The sequence below is a fragment of the Planctellipticum variicoloris genome (genome assembly GCF_030622045.1).
Classification (GTDB): domain Bacteria; phylum Planctomycetota; class Planctomycetia; order Planctomycetales; family Planctomycetaceae; genus Planctellipticum; species Planctellipticum variicoloris.
In genome coordinates this window covers 2,446,789-2,471,036 of sequence record NZ_CP130886.1, presented here as the reverse complement: position 1 = coordinate 2,471,036, position 24,248 = coordinate 2,446,789, and the positions used below count along the sequence as shown (strand labels likewise).

23 protein-coding genes are annotated in these 24,248 nt (G+C 63.8%); 16 read left to right on the top strand and 7 right to left on the bottom strand.

Annotation, left to right across the window (positions count from 1 at the left end; translation table 11 throughout):
* Positions 1-28 precede the first annotated feature (28 nt).
* From SH412_RS09645 to SH412_RS09615, 7 genes are all read left to right on the top strand, one after another.
* Positions 29-1,219 carry a DegT/DnrJ/EryC1/StrS family aminotransferase gene (locus tag SH412_RS09645; RefSeq protein WP_336523301.1) on the top strand — a complete coding sequence of 397 codons (1,191 nt, stop codon included), beginning with the start codon at positions 29-31 and terminating at the stop codon, positions 1,217-1,219.
* 18 nt (positions 1,220-1,237) lie between these two features.
* The gene (locus SH412_RS09640; protein WP_336523300.1) at positions 1,238-1,702 is read left to right on the top strand and encodes an amidohydrolase; all 465 of its coding nucleotides are present in this window, start codon (positions 1,238-1,240) and stop codon (positions 1,700-1,702) included.
* A 39-nt stretch (positions 1,703-1,741) separates the two neighbouring features.
* Positions 1,742-2,194, top strand: coding sequence for a glycine cleavage system protein H (locus SH412_RS09635; RefSeq protein ID WP_336523299.1), 453 nt, complete (start codon positions 1,742-1,744; stop codon positions 2,192-2,194).
* 110 nt (positions 2,195-2,304) lie between these two features.
* Positions 2,305-3,366 carry a 4Fe-4S dicluster domain-containing protein gene (locus SH412_RS09630; RefSeq protein WP_336523298.1) on the top strand — a complete coding sequence of 354 codons (1,062 nt, stop codon included), beginning with the start codon at positions 2,305-2,307 and terminating at the stop codon, positions 3,364-3,366.
* A gap of 87 nt (positions 3,367-3,453) precedes the next feature.
* Positions 3,454-5,307 (top strand): prenyltransferase/squalene oxidase repeat-containing protein, encoded by a 1,854-nt coding sequence (locus SH412_RS09625; protein ID WP_336523297.1) that lies wholly within the window; start codon positions 3,454-3,456, stop codon positions 5,305-5,307.
* Positions 5,308-5,324: 17 nt separating this feature from the next.
* The gene (locus SH412_RS09620; protein ID WP_336523296.1) at positions 5,325-7,187 is read left to right on the top strand and encodes a polyprenyl synthetase family protein; all 1,863 of its coding nucleotides are present in this window, start codon (positions 5,325-5,327) and stop codon (positions 7,185-7,187) included.
* 103 nt (positions 7,188-7,290) lie between these two features.
* A complete protein-coding gene (locus SH412_RS09615; protein WP_336523295.1) occupies positions 7,291-8,262 on the top strand; it encodes a prenyltransferase/squalene oxidase repeat-containing protein in 972 nt (323 codons plus the stop codon).
* A gap of 145 nt (positions 8,263-8,407) precedes the next feature.
* Here SH412_RS09615 and SH412_RS09610 read toward each other — a convergent pair whose 3' ends face one another.
* Positions 8,408-9,274: an alpha/beta hydrolase gene (locus SH412_RS09610; RefSeq protein ID WP_336523294.1), complete on the bottom strand. Its 867-nt coding sequence runs from the start codon at positions 9,272-9,274 to the stop codon at positions 8,408-8,410.
* 180 nt (positions 9,275-9,454) lie between these two features.
* Between SH412_RS09610 and SH412_RS09605 the strand changes: the two genes are divergently transcribed.
* From SH412_RS09605 to SH412_RS09585, 5 genes are all read left to right on the top strand, one after another.
* Positions 9,455-10,678, top strand: coding sequence for a hypothetical protein (locus SH412_RS09605; protein WP_336523293.1), 1,224 nt, complete (start codon positions 9,455-9,457; stop codon positions 10,676-10,678).
* A gap of 48 nt (positions 10,679-10,726) precedes the next feature.
* Positions 10,727-11,506 (top strand): SDR family oxidoreductase, encoded by a 780-nt coding sequence (locus tag SH412_RS09600; protein ID WP_336523292.1) that lies wholly within the window; start codon positions 10,727-10,729, stop codon positions 11,504-11,506.
* Positions 11,507-11,724: 218 nt separating this feature from the next.
* On the top strand, positions 11,725-12,081 hold the full coding sequence (locus SH412_RS09595) for a transposase (RefSeq protein WP_336523291.1): 357 nt from the start codon (positions 11,725-11,727) through the stop codon (positions 12,079-12,081).
* Between the two features lie 346 nt (positions 12,082-12,427).
* Positions 12,428-12,823: a GntR family transcriptional regulator gene (locus tag SH412_RS09590; protein WP_336523290.1), complete on the top strand. Its 396-nt coding sequence runs from the start codon at positions 12,428-12,430 to the stop codon at positions 12,821-12,823.
* Positions 12,824-12,827: 4 nt separating this feature from the next.
* Entirely contained in the window at positions 12,828-13,727 is a 900-nt protein-coding gene (locus SH412_RS09585; RefSeq protein ID WP_336523289.1) for an ABC transporter ATP-binding protein, read from the top strand.
* A gap of 72 nt (positions 13,728-13,799) precedes the next feature.
* On the opposite strand, the gene SH412_RS09580 is transcribed toward SH412_RS09585, so the two are convergent.
* On the bottom strand, positions 13,800-14,954 hold the full coding sequence (locus SH412_RS09580; protein ID WP_336523288.1) for an IS110 family RNA-guided transposase: 1,155 nt from the start codon (positions 14,952-14,954) through the stop codon (positions 13,800-13,802).
* Positions 14,955-15,127: 173 nt separating this feature from the next.
* Between SH412_RS09580 and SH412_RS09575 the strand changes: the two genes are divergently transcribed.
* The 4 genes from SH412_RS09575 (at position 15,128) to SH412_RS09560 (ending at position 18,534) form a co-directional block, all read left to right on the top strand.
* Positions 15,128-16,711 carry a hypothetical protein gene (locus tag SH412_RS09575; protein WP_336523287.1) on the top strand — a complete coding sequence of 528 codons (1,584 nt, stop codon included), beginning with the start codon at positions 15,128-15,130 and terminating at the stop codon, positions 16,709-16,711.
* Between the two features lie 127 nt (positions 16,712-16,838).
* Positions 16,839-17,318, top strand: a complete 480-nt coding sequence (locus SH412_RS09570) for an FKBP-type peptidyl-prolyl cis-trans isomerase (protein ID WP_336523286.1) — start codon at positions 16,839-16,841, stop codon at positions 17,316-17,318.
* 195 nt (positions 17,319-17,513) lie between these two features.
* Positions 17,514-18,002: an FKBP-type peptidyl-prolyl cis-trans isomerase gene (locus tag SH412_RS09565; protein WP_336523285.1), complete on the top strand. Its 489-nt coding sequence runs from the start codon at positions 17,514-17,516 to the stop codon at positions 18,000-18,002.
* 115 nt (positions 18,003-18,117) lie between these two features.
* Positions 18,118-18,534, top strand: a complete 417-nt coding sequence (locus tag SH412_RS09560; protein WP_336523284.1) for an FKBP-type peptidyl-prolyl cis-trans isomerase — start codon at positions 18,118-18,120, stop codon at positions 18,532-18,534.
* A gap of 170 nt (positions 18,535-18,704) precedes the next feature.
* Here SH412_RS09560 and SH412_RS09555 read toward each other — a convergent pair whose 3' ends face one another.
* The 5 genes from SH412_RS09555 to SH412_RS09535 all read right to left on the bottom strand — a co-directional run bounded on the left by SH412_RS09555 (position 18,705) and on the right by SH412_RS09535 (position 24,175).
* A complete protein-coding gene (locus SH412_RS09555; RefSeq protein WP_336523283.1) occupies positions 18,705-20,189 on the bottom strand; it encodes a high affinity choline transporter 1 in 1,485 nt (494 codons plus the stop codon).
* A 223-nt stretch (positions 20,190-20,412) separates the two neighbouring features.
* A complete protein-coding gene (locus SH412_RS09550; protein WP_336523282.1) occupies positions 20,413-22,023 on the bottom strand; it encodes a DUF4153 domain-containing protein in 1,611 nt (536 codons plus the stop codon).
* Positions 22,024-22,171: 148 nt separating this feature from the next.
* Entirely contained in the window at positions 22,172-23,032 is an 861-nt protein-coding gene (gene ispH / locus SH412_RS09545; RefSeq protein ID WP_336523281.1) for a 4-hydroxy-3-methylbut-2-enyl diphosphate reductase, read from the bottom strand.
* A gap of 85 nt (positions 23,033-23,117) precedes the next feature.
* On the bottom strand, positions 23,118-23,561 hold the full coding sequence (locus SH412_RS09540) for a transcriptional regulator (RefSeq protein ID WP_336523280.1): 444 nt from the start codon (positions 23,559-23,561) through the stop codon (positions 23,118-23,120).
* Complete coding sequence (locus tag SH412_RS09535) at positions 23,558-24,175, bottom strand: hypothetical protein (protein WP_336523279.1); 618 nt, start codon at positions 24,173-24,175, stop codon at positions 23,558-23,560. Before SH412_RS09535 ends, SH412_RS09540 begins: the two co-directional genes overlap by 4 nt.
* Between the last annotated feature and the right edge of the window lie 73 nt (positions 24,176-24,248).

Genomic DNA, 24,248 nt, shown 5'->3' with positions numbered 1-24,248 from the left:
GCAATTGGTCTTCCGGGAGGCTCTGTCCGTGACGTCCAGCGATCTGCCGGCCATTCTCGGAGGAACGCCGCTCCGGACCGCGGGGCCTCCCGGCTGGCCGCGACCGCTGCCGGAGGTCCTCGAAGTCCTGACCCAGGCCATGCAGGATGGCCGTTGGGGGCACTACGAAGGCCCTCACGGAGAGCAGCTTCGCGCGCGGCTGGCGGAACTGCACGGCGTCGAGCATGCGTGGCTCTGCAGCAGCGGCACCGCGGCGGTCGAACTGGGCCTGCGCGGCGTGGGGGTCCAGCCGGGCGACGAAGTCATTCTGGCCGCGTATGACTTCAAGGCCAATTTTCAGGACGTGCTGGCCATCGGTGCGATTCCCGTGCTGGTCGACATCAATGTCTCGGGGCAACTCGACACGGATCAACTGGAGGCCGCCCGGACGCCGCAGACAAAAGCGGTGTTGGCGTCCCATCTGCACGGCGCCATGGTCGACATGCCCGCGGTCCGGGTCTGGGCCGACAAACATACGATTGCCGTCGTCGAAGACGTCTGCCAGATGCCGGGCGCCCGCGTCGGCGGACGGGTGGCGGGAACCTGGGGCGACGCAGGCATTCTAAGTTTCGGCGGCAGCAAGCTGCTGACCGCGGGACGCGGCGGGGCGGTCGTCTGCCGCAGTCCGCAGGTGCTGGAACGGATTCGTCGATTTGTGCTCCGGGGGAACGACGTTTCTCCGTTGACGGAACTGCAGGCAGCCATCCTGCTGCCGCAAATTGCCCGGTTGTCGGATGACAACCGGCAAAGGACCGAAACTGTCTCATTGCTGCGGGGACACCTGACGGCGATTCCGGGACTGGTTCCGCTCCGGACAGATGTCACGGATGCAGAGCCCGGCTATTACAAACTGGGCTGCTGGTATGACCCGCAGGATTGGCAGGGTCTGTCGCGCGAACACTGGTGCGCGGCCCTGCAGCACGAGGGGATTGCCTTCTTTCCCGGTTTCCGGGCGCTGCACAAGATTCACGCTCCCCGGCGGTTTCGAGCAGTGGGAACATTGCCGCAGGCGACGCGGGCCGATGAACGGCTCGTTGTCCTGCACCATCCGATTCTGCTGGAGGGAGAGCCGGGGGTCTTGCAGATCTGCCGCGGGCTGCAAAGAATTCAACGCCACGCGGCCGAAGTGCGCGACCAGTGCGCGCGACGCCCCCCTGGCCTGCCCGCCGAGTCGCTCTGACGGAGAATGTGGACGTCGATGTCCGAGGAATTGTCCCCCGCTGAAGCGGTTGCACGGTGCCAGATCATCCTGGCGCATGCGTGGATGGTGCGGACGTTCGTCAAGCACAGCGACGTGACCGAAGACTTTCCCGAGCTGATGGGGATTGTCCGGAGCGTCTTCGATACCGCCCGGTCGCTGGAATCGCGGGTTGAGGATCCGAAAGCGTACATCCATCAGCTTCGCAAGAAGATCGGCAAGCTAAGGGCGGCGGCGGCGAAATTCCGTCACGATGCCCCGCACGCGTCAGACCATACGAATTTCAAGCAGGCGGTGATTTCGATGGACGGCTGCGTGGCAGAGCTGGAGGGCATCCTGGCTCTGTTTCCTCCGCCGGCACCGCCTCCCCTCCCCAGAAGCTTCCGGCCGGCCGCCGTCTCCGGTACTCTGGAGGGTTCGTCGGACTCGGACGGCGCCGAACAGACCGCCGAATCGGACGAGTAGCGTTTGCCCTCTGCACGATCCACGCCTGCCAGACCCTCCATGACTGACGACCTGGTATTCCTGATGGGCAAGTACGAGGCCCGGCTGCCGACCGATCGGCGGTACGCGGAGTCTCACGTCTGGTTCAAGGAGGAAGGCGGCGGGTATCGAGTCGGCTTGACTTCCTATGCGGTGCGACTGCTGCAGGACGTCTATTTTCTGGACTGGGGCATCGAGCCGCATACGCCGGTGAAGAAGAAACAGGAAATCGGTCAGGTCGAGAGTTCCAAAGCGGTCTCCGCGCTGTACGCTCCGGTCGAAGGGATCGTCGGAGAGTTCAATCCGGCCCTGATGAACGATCCCTCGCTGATCAACGTCGAGAACTACGACGGGGGCTGGCTGTACGAAATGCAGACGACCGCCAGGTTGCTGACCGCGGCCGAATATGTCAGCCATCTCGAATCCACCTGGGACGCGACGCAACGCATGCTCAAGAATCAGCACAACGAGTAAACAAGCCCGAAATCCGAAACTCGAAATCCGAAACGAGAGCCGATTCTCAAAAAACAGCTTCCGTCGGATTCCAGGCGGAATTCGGTCCAACCTTTGAGACGAGTCGTGTCATGGCCGGTCGCAAACTGACAGTCGTCATTTCGCAGGCGCCGGGGAAGAACCCGACCAAGCGCCAGCTCGAAGAAGACATCGCCACGCAACTCATGCTGCAGGGAGTGGCGGAGGTCTCGCTGATTCCCCACCTCTACGATCTCGCCGCCGACCACACCGGGATGGTCTGGCTGAAGGGGATCCGCGGGGACATGGTCGTTCTGGGCTGGTCGTACGGCCGGGCGATCCGCTGGGTGCTCGACCGCAACGGGATTCGCGGCCAGGAGGGACTCTCCCTGCTGAAGTCCTCCGACGAAGTCGAGGAAGACGATGAGCCCGAGGAGGCCGCCGCCGAGCTGAAGGGGATCGGGTCGCTGAATGTCCCGAAGCGCAAGATCTACGCGATCGACCTCCGGGACCAGACCGATCCCAACGTCTATATCGAAGAGATCCGCCGGATCGCATCGGAAGCGGCCGTGGAAGTCGTTTCGCTGGGCGGTCTGCTGGGAAGTTCTTCGGGACCGGGAAATGGCCACGGGAACGGACACACTCCCCTGGAGCCGGTGAATCGCCTGACTACGCCCGCTGCGCCTCCCGCGTCTCTGACACCCCTCGTTCTGGAAGGGACGGAGCCGGTTCGCCGGCGGTGGTATCCGGTTATCGATTACAGCCGCTGCACGAACTGCATGGAATGCATCGATTTCTGCCTGTTCGGCGTCTACGGCGTCGACAATGCGGATCGCATCCTGGTCGAGCAGCAGGACAACTGCAAAAAGGGCTGTCCCGCCTGCAGCCGGGTCTGCCCCGAGAATGCGATCATTTTCCCCGAGCACAAGACACCCTCAATCGCCGGTGCGGCGGTCGCGGGAGCCGGGGACTTCAAGATCGACCTGTCGAAACTGTTCGGCGCGACCGACGCGCTGGAGATCGCCGTCCTCGAACGCGATCGCGAACTGGTCGCCGACGGACGCGACGCGGTCGGAACGGCGGTCGGATTGCCCAAACGCCAGGAGCATCAGAAAGACCAGCCGCGCGATTCCCTCGACGATCTCATGGACGGCCTCGACGCCCTCGACCTGTAGCCGGGTTGCGGAGCCGACAAGAATGTCCAGACGCCTCGGAGTTGAGTCGCATCCCCAACCTGTTCCCGCCGAGTTGATCCCCGCCCGATGACGCATGGCCCCGCCAATCTGCAGCAACGACTCGACGCCGGCTGTCGCCGGGCGGTCGAGGTTCTGCTGCAGGAGGCGACACCCGCCGGGCACTGGGTCGGCGAACTTTCGACATCAGCTCTGTCGACGGCGACCGCGGTCACTGCACTGTCCGTCATCCTGCTGCGGGAACCACAGCGGACGCCGGAGCTGCAACCGTTGATCGACGGCGGCCTGAACTGGTTGGCGGAACAGCAGAACGCAGACGGCGGTTGGGGCGATACGACGCTCAGCTTCAGCAACATTTCGACGACGATGCTGGCTCACGCGGCGTTTCACGCTGCGGGAGCGACAGCGCGTCATTCGCCATTGCTGGTGCGTTCCCAGGCGTACATCGACGCCGCGGGTGGTGCGGAGGCTGTGCGGAAACGGTACGGCAAAGACAAGACGTTTTCGGTCCCGATTCTGACGCAGTGCGCGATCGCCGGCCTGATCGACTGGCGCGAGATTCCGTCGCTGCCATTTGAACTGGGCGTGCTGCCGCACAAGTTCTATCAGTGGATCCAGTTGCCGGTCGTGAGCTACGCGCTGCCGGCGCTGATCGCTATCGGGCAGGTCCGGCACATGCGCGGTCCGTCCTGGAATCCATTGACCTGGTGGTTGCGCCAGGCCGCCGGACCGTCGACGTTGAAACTGCTGACGGCCATTCAGCCGGCCAGCGGCGGCTTCCTCGAAGCGGCGCCTCTGACGAGTTTTGTGACGATGAGCCTGGCGTCGATGGGCCGCGCCGATCATCCCGTCGCACGGAAGGGGCTGCAGTTTTTGATCGAGTCCGTCCGTCCGGATGGAAGCTGGCCGATCGACACGAATCTGGCCACCTGGGTCACCACGCTGGCGGTGAATGCGCTTCCCGAGGGGGAGTTGCCGGCCGAGCAGGGGGGCGCCATTGCCGACTGGCTGCTGGGCCAGCAGTACCGGACGGTCCATCCCTACACGCAGGCGGCGCCGGGAGGCTGGGCCTGGACGAATCTGACGGGGGGCGTCCCCGATGCGGATGATACGCCCGGTGCGATCCTGGCAGTCCTGAAATTGTGCCGGGGCGAGCGGATGACGCCCGCCGTCGCCGAATCACTGGCGGCTGCGGTGACTTGGCTGGTCGACCTGCAGAATCGGGACGGCGGCTGGCCGACCTTCTGCCGCGGCTGGGGGGCTCTGCCGTTCGATCGCAGTTCGAACGACATCTCCGCCCACGCGATGCGGGCGCTGCTGGCCTGGCTGAAGGCGGTGAAGTCGAGACAGGACGATCTCGCCCGGCGCGTCGAACGAGCCCTCGCGGCCGGCTGGCGATTTCTCGAAAAGCATCAGCGGGCCGACGGGAGCTGGCTGCCCCTCTGGTTCGGGAATCAATACGTCGCCGACGACGAGAATCCGCTGTACGGGACCGCCAAGGTGCTGCTGGCCTGGCGCGACGCGGGACGCCTCGGCGAACCCGCCGCCCGGCGGGCGCTGGACTGGCTGAAATCGAGCCAGTCTGCCGATGGCGGCTGGGGGGGTGCAGCCGGCGCACCCAGCAGCGTGGAAGAGACCGCTCTCGCCCTGGAAGCCCTGCTGGCGGAAAAAACGGCGTCTGCGGGGTGTCTGGCGGGGTTAGATTGGTTGCTGGCTCGGGTTGAAGACGGAAGTTTTGTCCAGACCGCGCCAATCGGGTTCTATTTTGCCAAGCTGTGGTATTTTGAACGACTTTATCCGATCATCTTTACGGTCGGGGCGTTGTCCCGGGCACGGGCGGTGCTGCAGTCTGACTGCTCAGCGCCAGAGCCAATGGGGACTGGCCGCCGGACCGAGGAAGTGATCGCTGCGTTTTCAGCGTAACAGGGAGTCCTGTCTCGATGATTGCCCCGACGACCAGTCTGCCGCATGACACTGCGACCCACGACGCCGTCTCGACCGTCGAGAGTCACCCCGCCGCCAAGCCGGCAAAACGCGATAAGAGCGGTCGGAGCACCTCTCATCTGAAGCTCGTTCCCGAGACGCTGGAACTGCGAGAACGGGTCAAGGCCGCCGCTGAGCAGTACGCCGCCGGGCTCGACCGGAGTCGTCCCTTCACCAAGAACGAACTGGAATCGCACGGGCGCAAACTGCTCGAGCAACTGGAGTTGCCGGAAAAGTTTCTCGGCTTCGCCATGGTGCTCGTGGGCAACTTCTTCTGGAAGCGGCAGTTCCTGTCGATTCCCTTCAACCGGCGGATGCTGCTGCTGCCCCACTGCCTGAAGCACGCCGACGGCTGCCCGGCCGACTACGACGAATTCGGCCTCGACTGCGAAAAGTGCGGCGCCTGTTCGATCGCCGACTACAAAGTGAAGGCGGAACAGCTCGGCTACAAGGTGCTCGTCGCTGAAGGCTCGCCGGTCGTCCTCAAAATCATTGTCTCCGGACACATCGACGGCATTCTGGGCGTCGCCTGCCTCAACGTGCTGGAGAAGGCGATCGACAAGGTCCTGATCGCCGGCGTCCCGTCCTACGCAGTGCCGCTCCACTCGGGCGACTGCAAGAATACGACGCTCGACGAAGCCTGGGTCTGGGACTGCCTGGACCGCTATGAGCCGCTCGAGGAGCCGGCGACGACCGGCTACCTGCCGCTGATGCGCGGCGCGAACAAGATCTTCGACGAGCAGTTCGACCAGCTTGTCCCCGCCACGCGTGGACCGCGGAACGATGCCGCCAAGCGCGCGCCGCTCTCCTGCACCGAAGCCATCGGCCTCGACTGGCTGCAGCACGGCGGCAAGCGACTCCGCCCGTTCATCACACTCGCGGCCTACGACGCCGTTACCGGAGCCAAAGGCCTGAACTGCAGCGTCGACGCCGAATTGCCCGAATATCCGGCTGCCGTCAAACGCGTGGCGCTGGCCATGGAGGCGTTCCACAAGGCCTCGCTCGTCCACGACGACATCGAAGACGATGACCCATATCGCTACGGCCAGGAGACGCTGCATAAGCAGTTCGACCTGGGGACCGCGATCAACGTGGGCGACTACCTGATCGGCCTCGGTTATCGGCTCATCAGTCTGGGCCGGAGCGAAGTCGGAGCTGAAGCCGCCGCCGACGTCATCGACCGGCTGGCCACGGCCCATATGAAGCTCTGCGAAGGGCAAGGGGCCGAGCTGCAGTGGCATACCGCGCGCACGCAGCTCACCGCCCTCGATGCGATGAAAATCTACGCTCTGAAGACTTCGCCGGCGTTCGAAGCAGCCCTCTACGCCGGCCTGCGACTCGCCGGTCCGACGGACGCGTACGACCAGATGATTCCCGCCTTCAGCCGGCACGTGGGGGTCGGATTCCAGATCCTCAACGATCTGAAGGACTGGGGCGACGACCACGACAACAAACGAGTCGCCGGCCGCGATGCGGAGACGGCCAAGCCGACGCTGCTGCTGGCGCTGGCGCTGGAAGCCGCCAGTCCCGCCCAGCGACTGGAACTGGATCGCGTCCTGCACGGCGAGATGCACCCCTCCCTCCGCATGGACAGGCTGAAGCAGCTCTACATGCAGCTCGGCGTGTTCGAGAAGGCGGAGGCTCTCGTTGACAAATGCCGGACCCGGGCCGAAGCGCTGGCGGACGACACCCAGCCGGAGGAACTGCGTCAGTTGCTGTACTTCGTGATCGACACGGTTCTGGCGCCCGAGGCCCAGGGCAAGCCGGTCCCGACGGTCGCGCTGTCGCTCCCGGTCATCGCAGCTCCCGCACGAAAGTAGCCCTGGAATTCGTGGTCGTCGCCATTCCCTCCGCCTCCCCGATGGGGCATGATGGAGGACTGCGCCATCCTCCCGAATTCCCGCCCGAGCCGACAGACTTCGTATGAGCCAGCCGCCGTACCTGTTTCGCCTGGGCGACCGACTGGCGCGTGGGCTGACCGACTGGGACGCCGGGCAACGCGACCGGCAGCGGCAGTTTCTGCTGAGGTGGCAAACCCCCGACGGCGGCTTCAGCGGTCGCGACCTGCCGGACGAGGCTGCCCCGGAATCCTCCGCCGAGCGGGACTCCGACCTCTACTACACCGCCTTTGCTATCCGGGGTCTGGCGGCGCTGGGCCAGTTCACGGCGGACGACGGACAGCGAATTGCAGTCTATCTCCGTCAGACGGCGCAGCGGCAGGCGAGCGTGATCGACGTGACGAGCTGGCTTTACAGCGCGCTGATGGTACAGACCGCCAGCGGCATCGACGTGCTGGAGCAAGCACCCGCCGACTGGCCCGATCAGCTTTCCAGAGTGCTGGAGAGCTTTCGAACGGCAGACGGCGGATATGCGAAGACGCACGAAGGAGCCTCGGGAAGCACCTACCACACGTTCCTCGTCGCCCTGTGCTACGAGCTGATCGGCCGGCAGGCCCCGGAGCCGGCCCGGATCGTGGAATTCGTCCACCAGCGGCAGCGAGACGACGGTGGCTTTGTGGAAATCGCCCCCATGCGACGCAGCGGTACGAATCCAACCGCGGCGGCGGTCGCCCTGCTGACGATGTTTGATGCCGTCGACGACGTGATTCGCGAAGACGTCGCAGACTTTCTGACGGAAGTCCGCAGTTCCGAAGGGGGCTTCCAGGCCAACACCCGCGTCCCCTTCGCCGATTCTCTCTCCACTTTCACCGGCTACCTGACCTGCCTCGATCTCGGACTGACGGACATTCTGGACCCCGCCCGGATCCGGAAATTCGTCACCGAACTGGAAATGCCTGGCGGCGGCTACCGCGCCGCGGCCTGGGACCAGGTCGCCGACGTGGAGTACACGTTCTACGCGCTGGGCCTGCAGGCCCTGATAGGGACTAGCGAATAGCCAGAGAAGAGGGCTGATCGCTCATCGCCGATCGCTCATCGCCAGACAGACGAACCCAGCCAGTCTTTTCTGGCGATCAGCGATTCGCGATAGGCGATCAGCCATTCTTGCAGGCTATTCGCTATTCCCTTCTCGCTATTCGCTCCTACTTTCGCCACAGCCAGCGCAGCGAGTCCGGCAGGATGGCTCCGCCGTGTTCGCCGTTGTGTGCTCCGCCCCCTCCGACGAACTGTTCGTCGTACTTCTGGAACTTGAGGGCGGCGTCCATTTCCAGATTCGACAGCCACCAGTTCCCGTGCGGGTTGTCGAGATCGTGATCGCCGTCCTGCAGGAAGATTCGCAACGGCTTGCGTTCCGTCTTACGGATCAGGGCCGGGTAGACGTGCCCGCCCCGGATGTTGGTAAAGCTGCCGATGTGGCTCAGCACCTTGCGGAAGGCGTCGGGGCGCTCCCAGGCGACCGTGAAGGCGCAGATGCCGCCGGACGAGATCCCGCAGATCGCCCGCTGGTCCGGGTCGGTCGTCAGATTCCACGTTTTGCCGACTTCCGGAAGCAACTCTTCCAGCAGAAACCGGGCGTAAGCGTCGCTCAGCGTATCGTACTCGACGCTCCGGTTATTCGCCCGCCACGCGGAGTCGATCTTCTGATCGCCCCGATGGCCGGGATTGACGAATACGCCGATGACCGGAGGCATTTCGCCTGCGTGAATCAGATTGTCGAACACGACCGGGACGCGGAACTGCCCCTTCTCGTCGACATAGGCGTGGCCGTCCTGAAAAACCATCACGGCGGTCGGCTTCGCGGCGTCGTACTGCGCGGGGACGTAGACCCAGTAGTCCCGCGTCGTCCCTTCGAACACCTTGCTGCTGGCAAACGTGAATTTCTCGACCTTTCCCTGCGGAACGCCCTCCTTCCGCTGCGAGTCCGGCCCCAGTGCATACTTGGTCGGCTCATCGGCGGCCCGGACGGAACCGGCCAGGACGGTCAGCAGCAGGCAGAGTCGGAGCAACATGGAAGATTCCTCATGGGAGTGGAAATCGAATTGATCAGCGGCGAGTGCGAGGAGCCCCCTTGCGGAACTTCCCGTCAGCACCGCATGATGCGACAGCCGCGGGTTGCAAGTCCAGCTCGTTGAGCCGTCCCAGAATACCGGGACTACCAGCGTCCTTCGAGTCCTCTACCGAGGTGCCCAATGTCGCTCCTGAAAGCCGTGGTATTCGCGGTCGTGCTGGCTGGCCTTCCGTGGACCGGGTTTTCGCAGGATGCCAGAACGCTGTTCGACAAGCGAATCGTTCCGATTCTCAAATCGCCGAATCCGTCGAGCTGCGCCGAGTGCCACCTGAGTGGAGTCGATCTCAAGGACTACATTCGCGAAACGCAGACCGAGACGTTCGCCGCTCTCGTCAAGGGGGGGCTCGTCGATCTCAAGAAACCGGAGGCTTCGAAGCTGCTGGAGTTCATCCGCCGGGCGCCGCAGCAGCCGACACCGTTCTCCGAGCGGGTCCGCAAGGAAGAACTGCAGGCGTTCTCTGCCTGGATTCGGGCCGCGGTTAACGATCCGGAGCTGTTGAAGGTCCCGCTGCCGGAACAGGCCGCCGGTTCGACCCTGCCCGTCGAAGTCATCCGCCACGCCCGGCAGGATCAGATGCTGGTCTCGTTCGTGGAAAACATCTGGAACGAAGTCAACCGCTGCGCCGCCTGCCACTCGCCTGACCAGAACGCGAAGCAGGTGAAGGAACACGGCGAACGCGTCTCGTGGATCCGTCCCCGCGATCCCGCAGCGACGTTGCGTGCGCTGGTCGACGCCAGCCTGATCGACACTGAAGATCCCGCTCAGAGCCTCCTGCTCCTCAAGCCGACGAACACTGTCAAGCACGGCGGCGGCGTCAAGATGGTCGTCGGCGACCGCTCCTACCGCCAGTTCCGTCGATTCATTGATGACTATGCCGCCACCGCGAACGGCAAGTACAAGACCCCGGAAGAATTGCCGCAGCCTGCCGATGAAGTGTCCCTGGCGACGGAGATCTGGTTCAAACTGACCGATGTGCCGGAAGCCTTCGATCAGAAGGTGCTGCAGGTCGACGTATACCGTGCAGATCCTTCGCAGCCGGACAGATGGTCTGCCGATCGCTGGGCAAGTTCGGACCGGCAGGTCTACGGCAAGGGCAGACTCTGGCAGCACTCGCTGAGCCTGACGGCCCCGCGGAACGCCGCACGAGTCGCCGACTGGAAAACGAGGCCCGCGCTGCCGCCGGGTGAATATCTCGTCCGAATTCGAGTCGACCAGACGGGGAAGTATCCGAATCCCGCCGCGAAACCGCTCGATGATTCCGACCTCGTCGGCGAAGTCGTCGTCGACAGTCGCTGGCCAACCGGTTACGGTGCGATGACCGCCGCCAAGTATCCGCGGAAGTGAGCGGCTCAGTCCCGATGAGTTTGAGTCGATCGATTTGAGGTTCGTTGCATGCAGCTCGCCGGACGAACTGTCCTGATCACTGGCGGCAGGCGGCTCGGCGCACATCTCGCCGAACTACTGGCAGCTCGCGGGGCCAACATTGCGCTGAGCTGCCACACGAGCTGGGATCGGACCGTCGCGGTTGCCGCGAAGTGCCGGACTCTCGGCGCTCAGGCGGACGTTTTTACGGCCGATCTCCGCGAACCTGACCAGGCGGAGGGCCTGATCCGAAACGTCGTCGAACGATTCGGGGCCGTCGACGTGCTGGTAAATCTGACGAGCATTTATACGCGGACCCCATTCCGGGATCTGCGCCCCGAGCAGTACTTCGACATGCTCGGCTCGAACCTGACCGCTCCGTATCTGACGGCCGTCGCCGCTGCTCAGCAGATGCTCCGCCAGCCGGTCGTGGATGGCCTGCAGGGCAAAATTCTCCACTTCACCGACTGGGCCGTGCAGCGGCCGTACCGCGATTTCCTCCCCTACATGGTCGCCAAGGGGGCCCTCGAAACACTCACCAGGACGCTGGCGGTCGAGCTGGCTCCCACGATCAACGTCAACGCGATCGCCCCCGGCACGGTCCTCCCGCCCCCCGAGCTGTCAGAGGAACGCCTCGAAACCATCCGACAGTCCGCGGCCCTGCAGAGAATCGGCTCTCCCGAAGACGTCAACCGACTGGTCCTCTACCTGCTGGAAGGGACCGACTTCGTCACCGGCGAAATTTTCCGCGTCGACGGCGGCCGGTTCCTGGGGAATCCGGAACGGCAACTCGGGGATCTGGACGAGTAACAGCCGACGCTCGATCAGGAATCACTCCACTCGCGGGGCTATCGCGAGTCCGCGCTTGCGCAGTTGCCCGTGGATCATCATTTCCGAGACATGCAGCGCGTGTGCCCATTCCACAATCTGCTCTTCGCTCACGAAGGCTTCCTCTTTTCGAGGAATTGCGAGCTGGGATGACGAACAGGCTCGGCCGATTCAAGAGCAAGTAATCGCCGATTGCGCAGATGAAAGAGCTGACCGCCATCGAAGGCCGCCGGGAGGACACGGCGTTGTTCGTGCTGCTCTGGGAGCTGACGCAGCGTTATCCGCGGGCGAAGCAGATCCGCGTGATTCTCGGCAACTTCGCGAATCTCACGACTAAACTGTTGCAGAGCAGTCTGGCGACGCCGCTGGGGCGCAAGCTGCGACTGCACTTCCTGCCGCCACACTGTCCCGACCACAACCGGATCGAACGGACGTGGGAGGATCAGCACGCCAACGTGACGCGGAAGCACCAATGCGCGACGATGCCGCAACTGATGCGAAACATCAGCTCCTGCATCCGCCAGCACAACCACCGAAGATCGGCGGCGGCGGCGTAGGAGGAATTCTCAAAGTGTCTCAGAATCATGGCCGGTGATTGAGGCTCGGCGGCAGGCGGCGGCGTAGGAGGGCGATGAACAGAGCGGCGAGTGGAGCGACGGTGTGTGGCATGGAGCGGCATTCCAAAGTCGGGCATTCAGAGAGTGCAAAGTGAAAAATGCAACATGAAAAGTGCAAAGCGTAAAGATGAGTGAAAGCGATTGGTTTTCGATGATGACTGTCGCGCCGCAGGAATTCTACGAAATGCTGCGATTCTCCGCTTGACCGCCCGCGCGCCGATTGTATTATTGAGTTAATACAAGACGGTCCGCCCGCATGCGGGGCTGCCGTTCGGGAGACTTGCTCATGCAGATTCACATCTCCTCCGCCAACGGCGTGCCGATTTACCTGCAGGTCGTCAATCAGATCAAGTATCTCGTTGCGTCGGGACGGTTGACCGCCGGGGAAGAACTCCCCCCGATCCGCGTGCTGGCCGAGAAGCTGCTGATCAATCCCAACACCGTCGCCCGGGCGTATCGGGAGCTGGAAACGGCGGGGATTGTCGAGAAGCGCCGGACCGCGGGGACGTACGTCTCCGACCAGGGCTCGCCGCTGGCGCGGCGGGAACGAATGCGGATTCTCGCCGAACGGGTCGACGGCCTGCTCGCCGAGGCCCGGCAGATGGATGTTTCACTTGCTGAGGTCGTCAAGCTGATCGAACAGCGGGACGCAGTGCTCCAGTCCGGTCACTCTGAGGAATGACGCCATGACTGATTTTCCGTCCGCCAGCCCCCCCGTGATCGAGATTCAGCGCGTGACCCGGCAGTTCGGCCCCAAACGGGCGCTGGACGACGTGTCGCTGACCGTCCCCCGCGGGGGCGTGTTCGGCCTGATCGGCGGGAACGGAGCCGGCAAGACGACGCTGATTCGTCACATCCTGGGGCTGCTGAAGGCCCAGACGGGAAGCGTTCGAGTCTTCGGGCTTGATCCGGTCGAGAACCCGGTGGGGACGCTGGGGCGGATCGGGTATCTCTCCGAGGACCGCGACCTGCCCGACTGGATGCGGGTCGCCGAGTTGTTGCGCTATACGCAGGCCTTCTTCCCGAACTGGGACGAGGCGTACGCCGAGGAGCTGCGGGAGACATTCGATCTCGATCCGCGGACGAAGGTCAAACACCTGTCGCGCGGACAGCGGGCGCGGGCGGGGCTGCTGCTGGCTCTCGCGCATCGGCCGGAACTGCTGGTGCTGGATGAACCGTCGTCGGGACTGGATCCGGTGGTCCGGCGGGACATTCTGGGGGCGATCATCCGGACGATCGCCGAGGAAGGCCGGACGGTGCTGTTTTCGTCGCATCTGCTGGACGAAGTCGAGCGGGTGGCGGATCGGGTAGCGATCATTCACCAGGGACGGATTCTGCTGACGGCGGCGATGGACGACATCAAGGAAACGCACCGGCGGCTGACGCTGCGGTTTGCCGAAGCCGTGAGCGAGCCGCCGTCGCTGGTCGGGGCGCTGTCGTGCAGCGGAGAGGGAGCCGAGTGGACGTATCTGTGCAGCGGCGACCGGACGCAGTTGCGAAGGGCGGCGGAGTCGCTGGGGGCGACGATCGTCGATGACGATGCGTTGTCGCTGGATGATATTTTTGTGACGCGGGTTTCGGGGTGACGTCGTTTCGAAGGAGGAAGAAGAGTTCACCGCGGAGCGGCTGTGTTGTTGGTCAAGGTGGATTTGTGAGATTTACGCATTTTGGAGTCCGTGGTTCCAGGCGGTGTCGGATTTGATCATCGCGTTGAGGATGGTCAGGAGTTTGCGGATGCAGGCGGTGAGGCAGACCTTGCTTGGCTTACCGGCGTCTTTGAGTCTGCGATAGAACGGTCTGATGACGGGGTTGCAGCGTGAGGCGGTGAGTGCCGCCATGTAGAGAGCGGAACGGACGGAGGCTCTGCCGCCGCGGATGGATCTGAGTTTGGAGGACTTGCCGCTGTCGCGGTTGTAGGGGGCGACGCCGACGAGCGCTCCGACCTGCTGGCGGTTGGCGTCGCCGAGTTCGGGGAGTTCTCCGAGGAGCACGGCGGCTGTCCGTTTGGCGATGCCTGGGACGGAGGTCATGAGTTCGACGCGGCGTTTGGCATCGGGGTCGGAGTCGCAGAGATCGTCGATCTGTTTTTCGATGGCAGTGATGCGTATTTTGAGCATGTTTCGGGTTTGCTCGATGTCGTCTTTGACGGCCTTGTCGCGAGCGGCTTCGAAGTGATTGGACTCCTGGACGTGGAGGTCGACGAGCTGCCGTCGGCGAGTGACGAGTGCGTGGAGTTTGAGCTGGCAATCGGAGGGTTTTTCGGTGATCTGGAGTTCGGCGACCTTGGAGTAACGAACGAGGACGCGTGCGTCGATGGCGTCGGTTTTGGCGATCCATCCGGCCCCTGTGGCAAAGGCGCGGACGCGGATGGGGGGCACGACGGCGACGTGATACCCGTGATCGTTGAGACAGAGGAAGGCGTCGAAGTGATAGGTGCCGGTGGCCTCCATGACGACCTGGCAGCGGTCGGGTGGGGGGAGCTGCTTGAGGAGTTTCAGGAAGCCCTTGAGGTCGTTGTCGACGGCCAGGAGGGAAGAGGAGTCGGACATGGCGACATCGAGTCGCGCCTTGGAGACGTCGATGCCGATGTGGATGCGGGGGTCGATGGCGTGTTCCCAATCTCGTAAATGCGAGCTCGGAGAGTTTCGAGAACGCTTCCGGCTCAAACGGCTGTTCGGGCTGGTACGACCATGCCGACGACGATCCAGCTCAGCGGCGGGCTCTGAGGCCCCAGACGCGATCGATCTGTCGGCGGCCGCGGCGGGGGCCGCTTCGTCGCTACGCTCCGAAGCGGCCCCCGCCGCGTGTCCCATGACACCACACGGGGTAGATGGATTCAACATACGAGACGCGGAGGACGCGGAGAAGAGATGGAGAAGAGATGGAGAAGGCGCAGGACAGTGAAAAGTGGGTATTGAGTCGCGTGAGTGCAGCGTGAATGAGAGCAAATGCCAGGCGGGCGAGGCCACGGTGGGAGGCGAGTGACATGCGATCTGTTCCGTATGCGATGACGTGGGAGCTGCTGTTCTGCAATCGCTGGTGGATGCTGGCGGGGGCTCTGTGGGCCTTTGCGTTTCCGGCGTTCGTCTTCCATGCACTGCAGCGATCCGGAGGAATTGACCATTCGGTCGAAGCCGGGTTTCTGACGATTCACGTGACGTTCGTGCTGATCAGCATGTTCGCCTTCGGCGCCGCGATTTTCGGCACGCAGGCGCCGATGTCCCGGCTGTATCCGCTGCCGGTGCGGACGGGGGAACTGGTCGTCTGGCGGCTGGCCCCGGCCATGGCGGCGATGGTGATCCAGTCAGCCCTCTCGACGACGGCGCTGAATGCGGCGTTCGAGTTGGGTTGGCCGGTCTGGGGGCCCGCGTGGTTTTCCGCGGTGGCGTTCGGTGGCGTGATGGTTACGTTCTGGCTGCTGGAGAACCAGGTCTGGATGCCGCTGGGAATCGGCGCGGTCGGGGCCGTGCTGGGTTTGTGGTTCAAATCGCGGTACGGCGGGATGTTCTCGATGCCTTCGCACCTGTGGACGGAGATGTCGCCGTGGGATGTTGTGACACTCGCCCTCGGCGGCCTGGGGACTTATGCGGCTGGCGTGTTCGCCGTCGCACGGAATCGCCGGGGGGACTCGATCCCGTCGTCCCGCGGCACGAGCGGGGTGGAGTGGTCGAGCCGGGGGAGCATGCCCGCACGGCGGCCGTTCAAGTCCGCGGCGACAGCCCAGTTCTGGTATGACTGGCGGCGGGCGGGCTGGGTCTATCCAGGAGTTGTTGCAGCGGGGCAGGTGGCGGGGCTGCTGATCTGGTGCATTTTCGTGCGCGACCTCAATGATCTGGATGTCGGATACATCGGTGGCGGGATGATGTTGCCGGCCGCCGCCGTCATCACCGGACTGGCGCTCGGGAGTCCAGGAACGCGCTCACAAATCGGCGAGATGGGCAACTTTGCGGCGACTCGGCCGGTCCCATCGTCGGAACTGGCGAATGGGGGCTTGCGGGTGACAGCCGCCAGCGTGCTGGCCGGTTGGCTGGTCTGGTTCGTGCCGTTTGTGATTCTGCGGGGAGTGCTCTACGCGTCTGGACATGTTGCGCAGTCCGTCACGGTCTCCGAGTTCTGGCTGACAGCCGGCGGGCTGCTTGCCGGCGCGTGGACGCTGGCGAGCCTGTCTGCCGCCCTACAACTGACGGGACGTACGGTCTGGTTCGCGATCGGGTTGATCGGGTTCTTTGCGGGGTGGATCGGGCTGATGGTTCTTGCCGCGACGGCGCTGACCGCTGAGGTTCTCAGTGGGATCGTGATGGTCCTCGGCGCTGCCTTCCGACTGGCGCTCGGCGGCGGCATCGGCTGGGCCTTCTGGCAGGCGTGGCGACGTGGGCTGGTTCGGCCTTCGGTTGTGGTGGTCGCGATAGCGATTTGCGTGGCGAGCGTGGCGGGCCTGCTTGGAACGTCGGCCTTCGAGCCCGATCGGTTGCCGCTCGATGCGGCGGTTTTCCTGAGCTGGTGGAGCGTGCTGGCGGTCGTTCCGGTGGCGACGTTTCCGCTGGCGCTGGCGTGGAACCGGGTGCGCTAGGCGGCCTCTGGACTTGGTCTCTTTCGCGCGTGTGTCCGGATATACTGTCCGACTTCGATGGCTTCTCCCGCGAAGCGCCGCTGGCTTTGGCTCGACGCGAAGGCACGAACAACGAAGTGAGGTCAGGATGCTGCGGAAATGGCGATGCGTAACATTGGTCGCAGTGACTCTGCTTGCGGCGGCCGTCGGCCAGTCGGAAGACGAGAAGGAGACGGAAGTCCCCTACCCCGAATTACCCAAGGGTGCCGGGAAGATTGACGAGGACGCTCCGAAGGCCTTCAAGGCGACTGAGTCGGGGCTGAAGTACCGGATTCTCCGGGAGGGGACCGGGAAGAAGCCGACGCCGGAGACGATGGTGGCCGCCCACTACCAGGGCTGGCTGGACAGCGGCAAGGTGTTCGACAGCTCGTACCGGAAACGGCAGCCAATCACGTTCAAGCTGGGGCAGGTGGTCAAGGGCTGGGGCGAGGGGATGCAGCTCGTGGGCCAGGGAGGGATGATCGAGCTCGTGATTCCCGCGGAGCTGGGATACGGAAACCGCGGTCGGCCGGGGATTCCGGCGAATTCGACGCTGCACTTTCTGGTCGAGGTGCTGGAGGTCCGGTAGGTCGGGCCGGTTCCGGTCTCCGTCAGCGGCTTCCGCAGGACCGGACAACTCCAATTGCGGAGCCTTGGCCCCCTGCCGATTGCGAGGACTTCAGTCCCAATTCGGTCCGGCCCCGGTTATGATCTTTCCCTTCGCCGAGCGCGTCCGCGAATTGAGGGCAGCGGCGAACGTGTGGAATTACAACAAAGGGACAGCATGCTGCTGCAGAGAATGGGACGGGGTGCGCTGGTGGCGCTGGTGCTGCTGGCCGCGGGGGTGGCCTTCGCTGATGACGCGGAGAAGCCGAAGGAAATCCCTCACCCCGTGCTACCGCAAGGGGCCGGGAAGATTGACGAGAAGGCGCCGAAGAACTTCACCGAAACCAAGTCGGGGCTGAAGTACCGCATCCTCCGCGAGGGGAAAGGGGTGAAACCGACCGCAGACCAGTCGGTCGACGTGAACTATCACGGCTGGCTCGACAATCGCGAGGTTTTCGACAGCTCGTACAAGCGAGGCAAACCTCTATCGTTCCCGCTGAAGGCGGTCATTCCCGGCTGGACCGAGGGGATGCAACTGGTCGGCGAAGGGGGAATGATCGAGCTGGAGATTCCCTCAAAACTGGGCTACGGCGCCAATGGAGCCGGAAACGTCATTCCCCCGAACGCAACGCTCCACTTTCTCGTCGAACTGATCGAGGTCAAGTAGCCTCCGTTCGGATCTTTTGCGGGGTCGGCCGAGTCCGTCCCGGACCACGCATTCCGTGTCCTTTGCAACGCCCACACCGGCGGCATACCTTTCCGCCGGCCCAAGAGGAACCTCCATGACTGATGATAAGAGCGGAAACGTCGCACATCCCGACCTGCCGGCCGGCGCCGGACCGATCGACGCGGCGGCCCCGACGGTATTCACGATGACCGACTCCGGACTGAAGTACCGGATTCTCCGCGAAGGAAAGGGCGCGAAACCCAGTGCCCGGCAGCAGGTGGAGGTCCACTACCACGGCTGGCTGGACGACGGCAGCGTGTTCGACAGTTCCTACCGCCGGAAAGAGTCGATTGCGTTCGGCCTGAACCAGGTGATCGCCGGCTGGACCGAGGGGATGCAGCTTGTCGGATCGGGGGGGATGATCGAGCTGGAGATCCCGTCGAACCTGGGCTACGGCGCCCGCGGCGCACCCGGTGCGATCCCGCCACACGCGACGCTGCACTTTCTGGTGGAGCTGCTGGACGTGAAGTAGCGTCGGCTGCGGAATAACGAGCGATCGAAACCGGCCCCGATGCATCGTTGGATGCACCGGGGCCGGTTGCTTTTCCAGTGGGCCGAGGGAAGACCATTCGAGCTGCGGCCAATAGCCCGACTTCGTATTTGCGGCCTCGACGTCGACCGCAAAGCGGTCGCGGCCATCTCTCAATGACCAGGCAGTGCCCGGCGCGACTTCGCCACTTCGGCGGGGTCGTGCGACGTATGCTTGATCCAGTTCGGCATCGATGAGCCGATCAGCATCCCGGCAAAGGAGGCCGCCAGGCCGTAGAGCTGCGGCGGGACGCACCGCCAGAGTTCCGGGCTTTCTTCGAGATACAGGAATTCTGCACCGATCCAGACCGGCACCGAGAGCAGGATTGAGAAGACAGCGCCCTGAGTGGTGGCCCGCGGCCAGTAAATGCCGCAGACGAGCGGAACAAACGCCATGACGAGGGTCACCTTGTAACCGCTCTCGACCATTTCATACATCGTGCTCTGGGAGTTGACGGAGATGGTCGTGGCGACAATCGCCACCAGGACCAGCATGCCGCGTACAAGCCACAGCATCGTCACGTCGCTGAAGTGTTTCGTGAACTGCTGCAGGACGTTCTCGGTGAGAATACTGGCCGGCGCCAGCAGCGTGCCGCTCGCCGTCGACAGAATCGCCGACAACAGCGCTCCAAAAAAGAGGACCTGCACCCACAACGGAGTGTCGTGAAGAATCAGCGTCGGTAGAATTTTCTGCACTTCGCGGGCATCCTCGGCTTGAAAGTGCGCCGAATACGACGGATCGATGACCGTCGCCGCGAAGGCGATGAACATCGGCACGAAGGCGAAGGCGAAGTAGAAAAGGCCGCCGCTCAGCGTCCCCAGGAATGCCGTCCGCTCGTTCCTGGCGCTGGTCACCCGCTGAAAGACGTCCTGCTGAGGGATGGAGCCCAGCGCCATGGTGATAAACTCGCCGATGAACGCCAGCCACGCGGCAGCCGTGATGTGCGGAAACAGCGTCAGCTTGCCTTCTTTCTGAGCGGCCGCGACGACGACGTCGAACCCGCCCGCCTGGTTTCCCAGGATGACAGCCACGACGATCAGGCCGACAACAATGGCTACCGTCTGAATGACATCGGTCAGCGCAATCGACCACATTCCGCCGAACAGCGTGTAGACGGTCACGATTGCGGTCCCGAGGATGATCGCCTGGTTGAGCGTGACCTGGGGAAACAGGACGTTGATCACGAGTCCCAGCGCCGACAGTTGAGCGCTGGTCCATCCCAGGTATGAGCTGGCGATTCCCAGCGACGCGACGACTTCCACAGTTCTGCCGTACCGGGCGTGGTAATAGTCGCCGATGGTCAGAAGATCCATCCGGTAGAAGGTCCGGGCGAAGAAGAATGCGACCAGCACCAGGCACATCGACGCCCCGAAGGGATCGCCAGAGACAAACCCCAATCCGTTGTGGGCAAAGTTCGCAGAAACCGAAAGAACCGTTTCCGCGCCGAACCAGGTGGCGAAGACGCAGGCGAAGCTCATGTACAGAGGCAGCGATCGCCCCGCCACCATGAAATCTTTCGCGCCGTGCACGCGGCGCGACGCGTAGATTCCGACCGCCACAGTGACGAACATGTACGCGATGACACACGCGATCAGCACGGCGACCTCCGGTCAGAATCCCTCGGCAGAGACACGAATCGACGAGGAGGAATGTTATCGACTGAGCGCCGCCGGAAAAACCCTGACGGTGGACCGAAGTCCCGGTCGCAGGCTACGCCCCCGCTCACCCACCGCAGCACCTCGATCTGACGACGGTCGGCATTTGGTCGCGGCGAGCCGCGCACGCCGGCAGATTCCAGAGGCCGAAACGTCCGGGTGTCGCTCAATACCACTGATACGCGTACGCCCGAAACCGCTCCCAGGCGTTTTGACGTGCGGCGTCAGCGGGATGGCCCGTGTGAACCGGAACTGACGCCTGCAACTGGCGGAGAAGTTTGCGATTGGCGACCTGGAACGCTGTCCAATGACCTCCCGCGGGATGCCGGGCGACTTCCTCCGCCTTCATCTGTTGATCCGTCAGCAGCGCCTGAATTCCCGCCCGGATCGTTTCGTTCTCGCACGCCAAAAGGGGCGGAAGCGCCAGCAGGGCCTCGGCATTGAGAGGCTGGACGCTGAACTGCACCGACGGGGCCGGGTCACCCGCCAGGACGCGTTGGACGTTGTACTGCATCGCCAGATAGTCGACCGGAGTGATTGCGAAAAGATAGACGGCCAGAGACAGCGTCCAGAGATGTCGCTGCAGCAGCCAGCCGAAATCTTTCTGCCGGGCGATCTTAACGACCACCAGCAGAAAGCCGACGACCACGGCCGTGACGCCGAAATAACCCACGAACCGCATGCGCGTCATACCGTTGTAGCCGACGTAGATAAAGAGCCGGTGGTAGACTGCGACGGCGAGGATCACGCTTTCCGCCGACCAGATCGCCGCCAGCGTGCGCAGCCGGCCAATCCGCGGATCGTGCTGAGTGCGTCCGCGGAAAATCAACGACAGCACAGCAGTGGCCAGCGCGAGGGCGATCGTCAGCCAGGCGGCGCCTTCGTGGGCATAGCCCGAATAGTGAAACTTCTTGGGAAAATCGCGAAACCAGAGCGTGCGGAACTCGAAGATCAGATAGGCCCCGAACAGCCCGATCACCACCAGGAGGGTGTTGCGAATGGCCGCGTACAGCGGGACCGGGGTCGGCTCGAAAGACATGTCTGAACTCGGCTGCGGCGACGCAATGTTCGCGATGCCCGGCAGCAGGGGGCGCAGCAAACCGATCGCGGCCCAGGCGACGCCGAGGCAGAAGAGGACCTCCCAGACCGAGTACGGGATGATCCAGTCGCGGAGGACTTCCATCAGCTCCGACAGTCGTTGGTTGAACTCGGTAACGAGATCGGGATTCGCCATCAGGAACACGACGGCAAAGAGGCTGCCGACGCCGAGCGGGAGCGCGGTGGCAATCCATTGGGACGGCACGAACTTCCGGCAGAACTTCACGGCATCGCGTCCGTAGGCGGCCACGCCCCAGCAGCCGGCCACAACGAGCCGGGCCATGACGGCCAGGCCGTCGAACAGGTAGGGGACTCGTCCGCCAAGCGCCAGGACGTAGGCCGGCAGCAGAACCAGCCCGACTCCCGCCGCCAGCGGTCCGCCGCACCAGACCAGTCGCAGGGCGATTGCCCAAAGCATCAGGCCAATGACGAGAGGAGCAAGCCCCCCTGCCCTGCGTGTAGAGCCAACCAGCAGCAGAACCGGCGCCGCCGCGAGAATTGCCGCCCAGCCGGCGTATCCGTGGCCGCGGTAGAGGGCAAGGTCGGCCAGTGCGACCGTCGTTAACAGGCTGATGAGTTCCAGCCAGCCCACGGCGGGCTGTTCTGCGAGCAGCGGATGTTCGGGGCGATCCAGAAAGCTCTCGTCGGGCAGTTCGACGGCGCCGTTGATGGTGCTCACGAGAACTCTCCTTGTCGCGTCGTGATGAAGGGGAGATCGGGGAGACGAGATGAGCGGGCTGACGGGAGGAGATCGCGGGCGAATAGCCGATCCCCTGATCCTCAATACGCATGTCGCCGCGAACTTCGCCGGACAATTCGGCGGACAATCAGCGAGCCGGGGTCAATTCTGCGGCGATTTCCAGCAGGCGTTCCTCGACCTGGTGCAGCGTTTCCGGCAATGTTGAGGTGCCGGCGGTGAGTCCGATGGTTTCGAAATCGTCGAACCAGTCAGGATCGAGTTCCCCGGCGTGCTCAACATGGAATGCGGCGAGCCCGCGCTGGCGACAGGCGTCGACCAGGCGGCGCGTGTTGTGCGAATGGCTGCCGCCGACGACGACCACGGCCTCGACTTCGTCGAGAAGTTCGCTGAGCGCCCGCTGGCGGTCCTTCGTCGGCTGACAGATCGTGTCGACCCAGCGGATTTCTGCGGCGGGATTGCAGGCGGCAATCTGCCGCCGGATGGCGGCGGCCTCGTCGACGGGGAACGTTGTCTGACAGACGACGCCAATTGTCTGTGATGGGTAGGTTCCAACCGCAGTGACCGAAGGGACGACGGCGAACGCTTCCAGATCGCCGACGATCCCTTCGACCTCGACGTGACCGGCGCGGCCGATCACGACGACGAACGCGCCCGATTGCGCCAGGCCCTGAGCCGCGCGATGGACGCGAGCGACGAGCGGGCAGGTTGTGTCGATCAGACTCTTCCCCGCCGCCACGAGTTGCTGCCGCCGATTGTCGCTGATGCCGTGCGCGGTAATCACAATCTGAGCCGCCGTCGGCAGCTCTTCCCGCCCGGTCTCGGGGAGTTGTTGAAAGCCGCGAAGTTCCAACTGATGCAGCACGATGTCGTTGTGGACCAGCTCGCCATAGATGGCAACCGAACCAGGCTGGTCGACGCCGTCCAGGGCGGCGAGTGCGTCGCGGACGCCGAAACACATGCCGGCGGCTTTCGCGGTAATGACTCTCATGACAAGTTCCTTCGATAATTCCGGCGGCGTGCTTACGACCAAAAGCTTTGCAACGCAAAGTCTTACTGGAAATAAAAAACCAGGCTCAGCCCGGCGACCAGCCGGGACGCAACGAGGGCGGAAGACCGCGTGACGCCGTTTGCGCCGGGGACCAGGCTTGGGCCTGCTGCGCCGCGGCCGCGGCATCAGCCACAACCCGTTCGAGTTCGCCGATATACTCCAGCAATCGCTTACGCCCCAGATCGGTGAGGCGGCACAGCGTCTGCGGACGCTTGTGTTGAATGCGCTTCCAGACTTCTACCAGCCCCGCCTCCTGCAGAGTCTGCAGATGCCGGCTGAGATTTCCGTCCGTCAGCGAGCAGAGATCCTTCAAGTCGCCGAAGAGCAGCCCTCCGGGATGGGCCGCCAGCGAGGTCAGGATGCCGAGCCGGGCCTTTTCATGGATGGTGCGATCGAGGCCGTCATAGGCGTATCGCCCCGCTTCGTGGGGAACCGCCGGCCTGTCGTTCTCCGCGTGGCTGTCTGTCATGCGGCGTCTCCGTGACGTTCTGATTCGGACGGCAATAATGCGGCTGCAGTCAGGAGCTGGCCGACGCCGAACAGTAGGGGCATAGTCCAGGGAGTCATGGCCGACAGGCTGCTCCCCTGAGACAACGCCCAGAGACCGCTCGCCAGGTACCAGGCTGCAACACCGAAGATCGTACGTGGCAGGAGACGCCAGGAGGCGAACAGGCCCATGCTGAAGAGGATGGCCCATAGCCCGGGCAACATCCAGGCGGCATCCGGCACGGACTGGACCAGGACAACCGTCAGCAGTGCTCCGGCGACGAGGCAGGGAGCGAACTGGGCGATGGCCAGTCGGGTCGTCTCCCGGCGCAGCATCCCGGCGGAGTTGCGATAGCGCCACCAGACGTCCCCCAGGCAGATCGCCAGACTGAGGAGGGCAACAGCGATCCACAGCGTCAGATAGAGCCCCAGATGCTGAAACGGATCGGCAATCCACAATGCCTGCAGGCCACCCGCTCCGATGGCCAGCAGTCCAGACAGCGCTACCGGAGCAGCGCGATAGCCGCGGAACTGTTCGGTCCGCGCCAGTTGACGGCGAATGGTGGAGATCTGCAGGAGTGCTTCGTGCAGTTCCATGTCGGTGTGCCTCTCGGTATGCAACCAGCTCGGGGCTGGATGGACTGTGACAAGCGTCACTTTGCAACGCCAA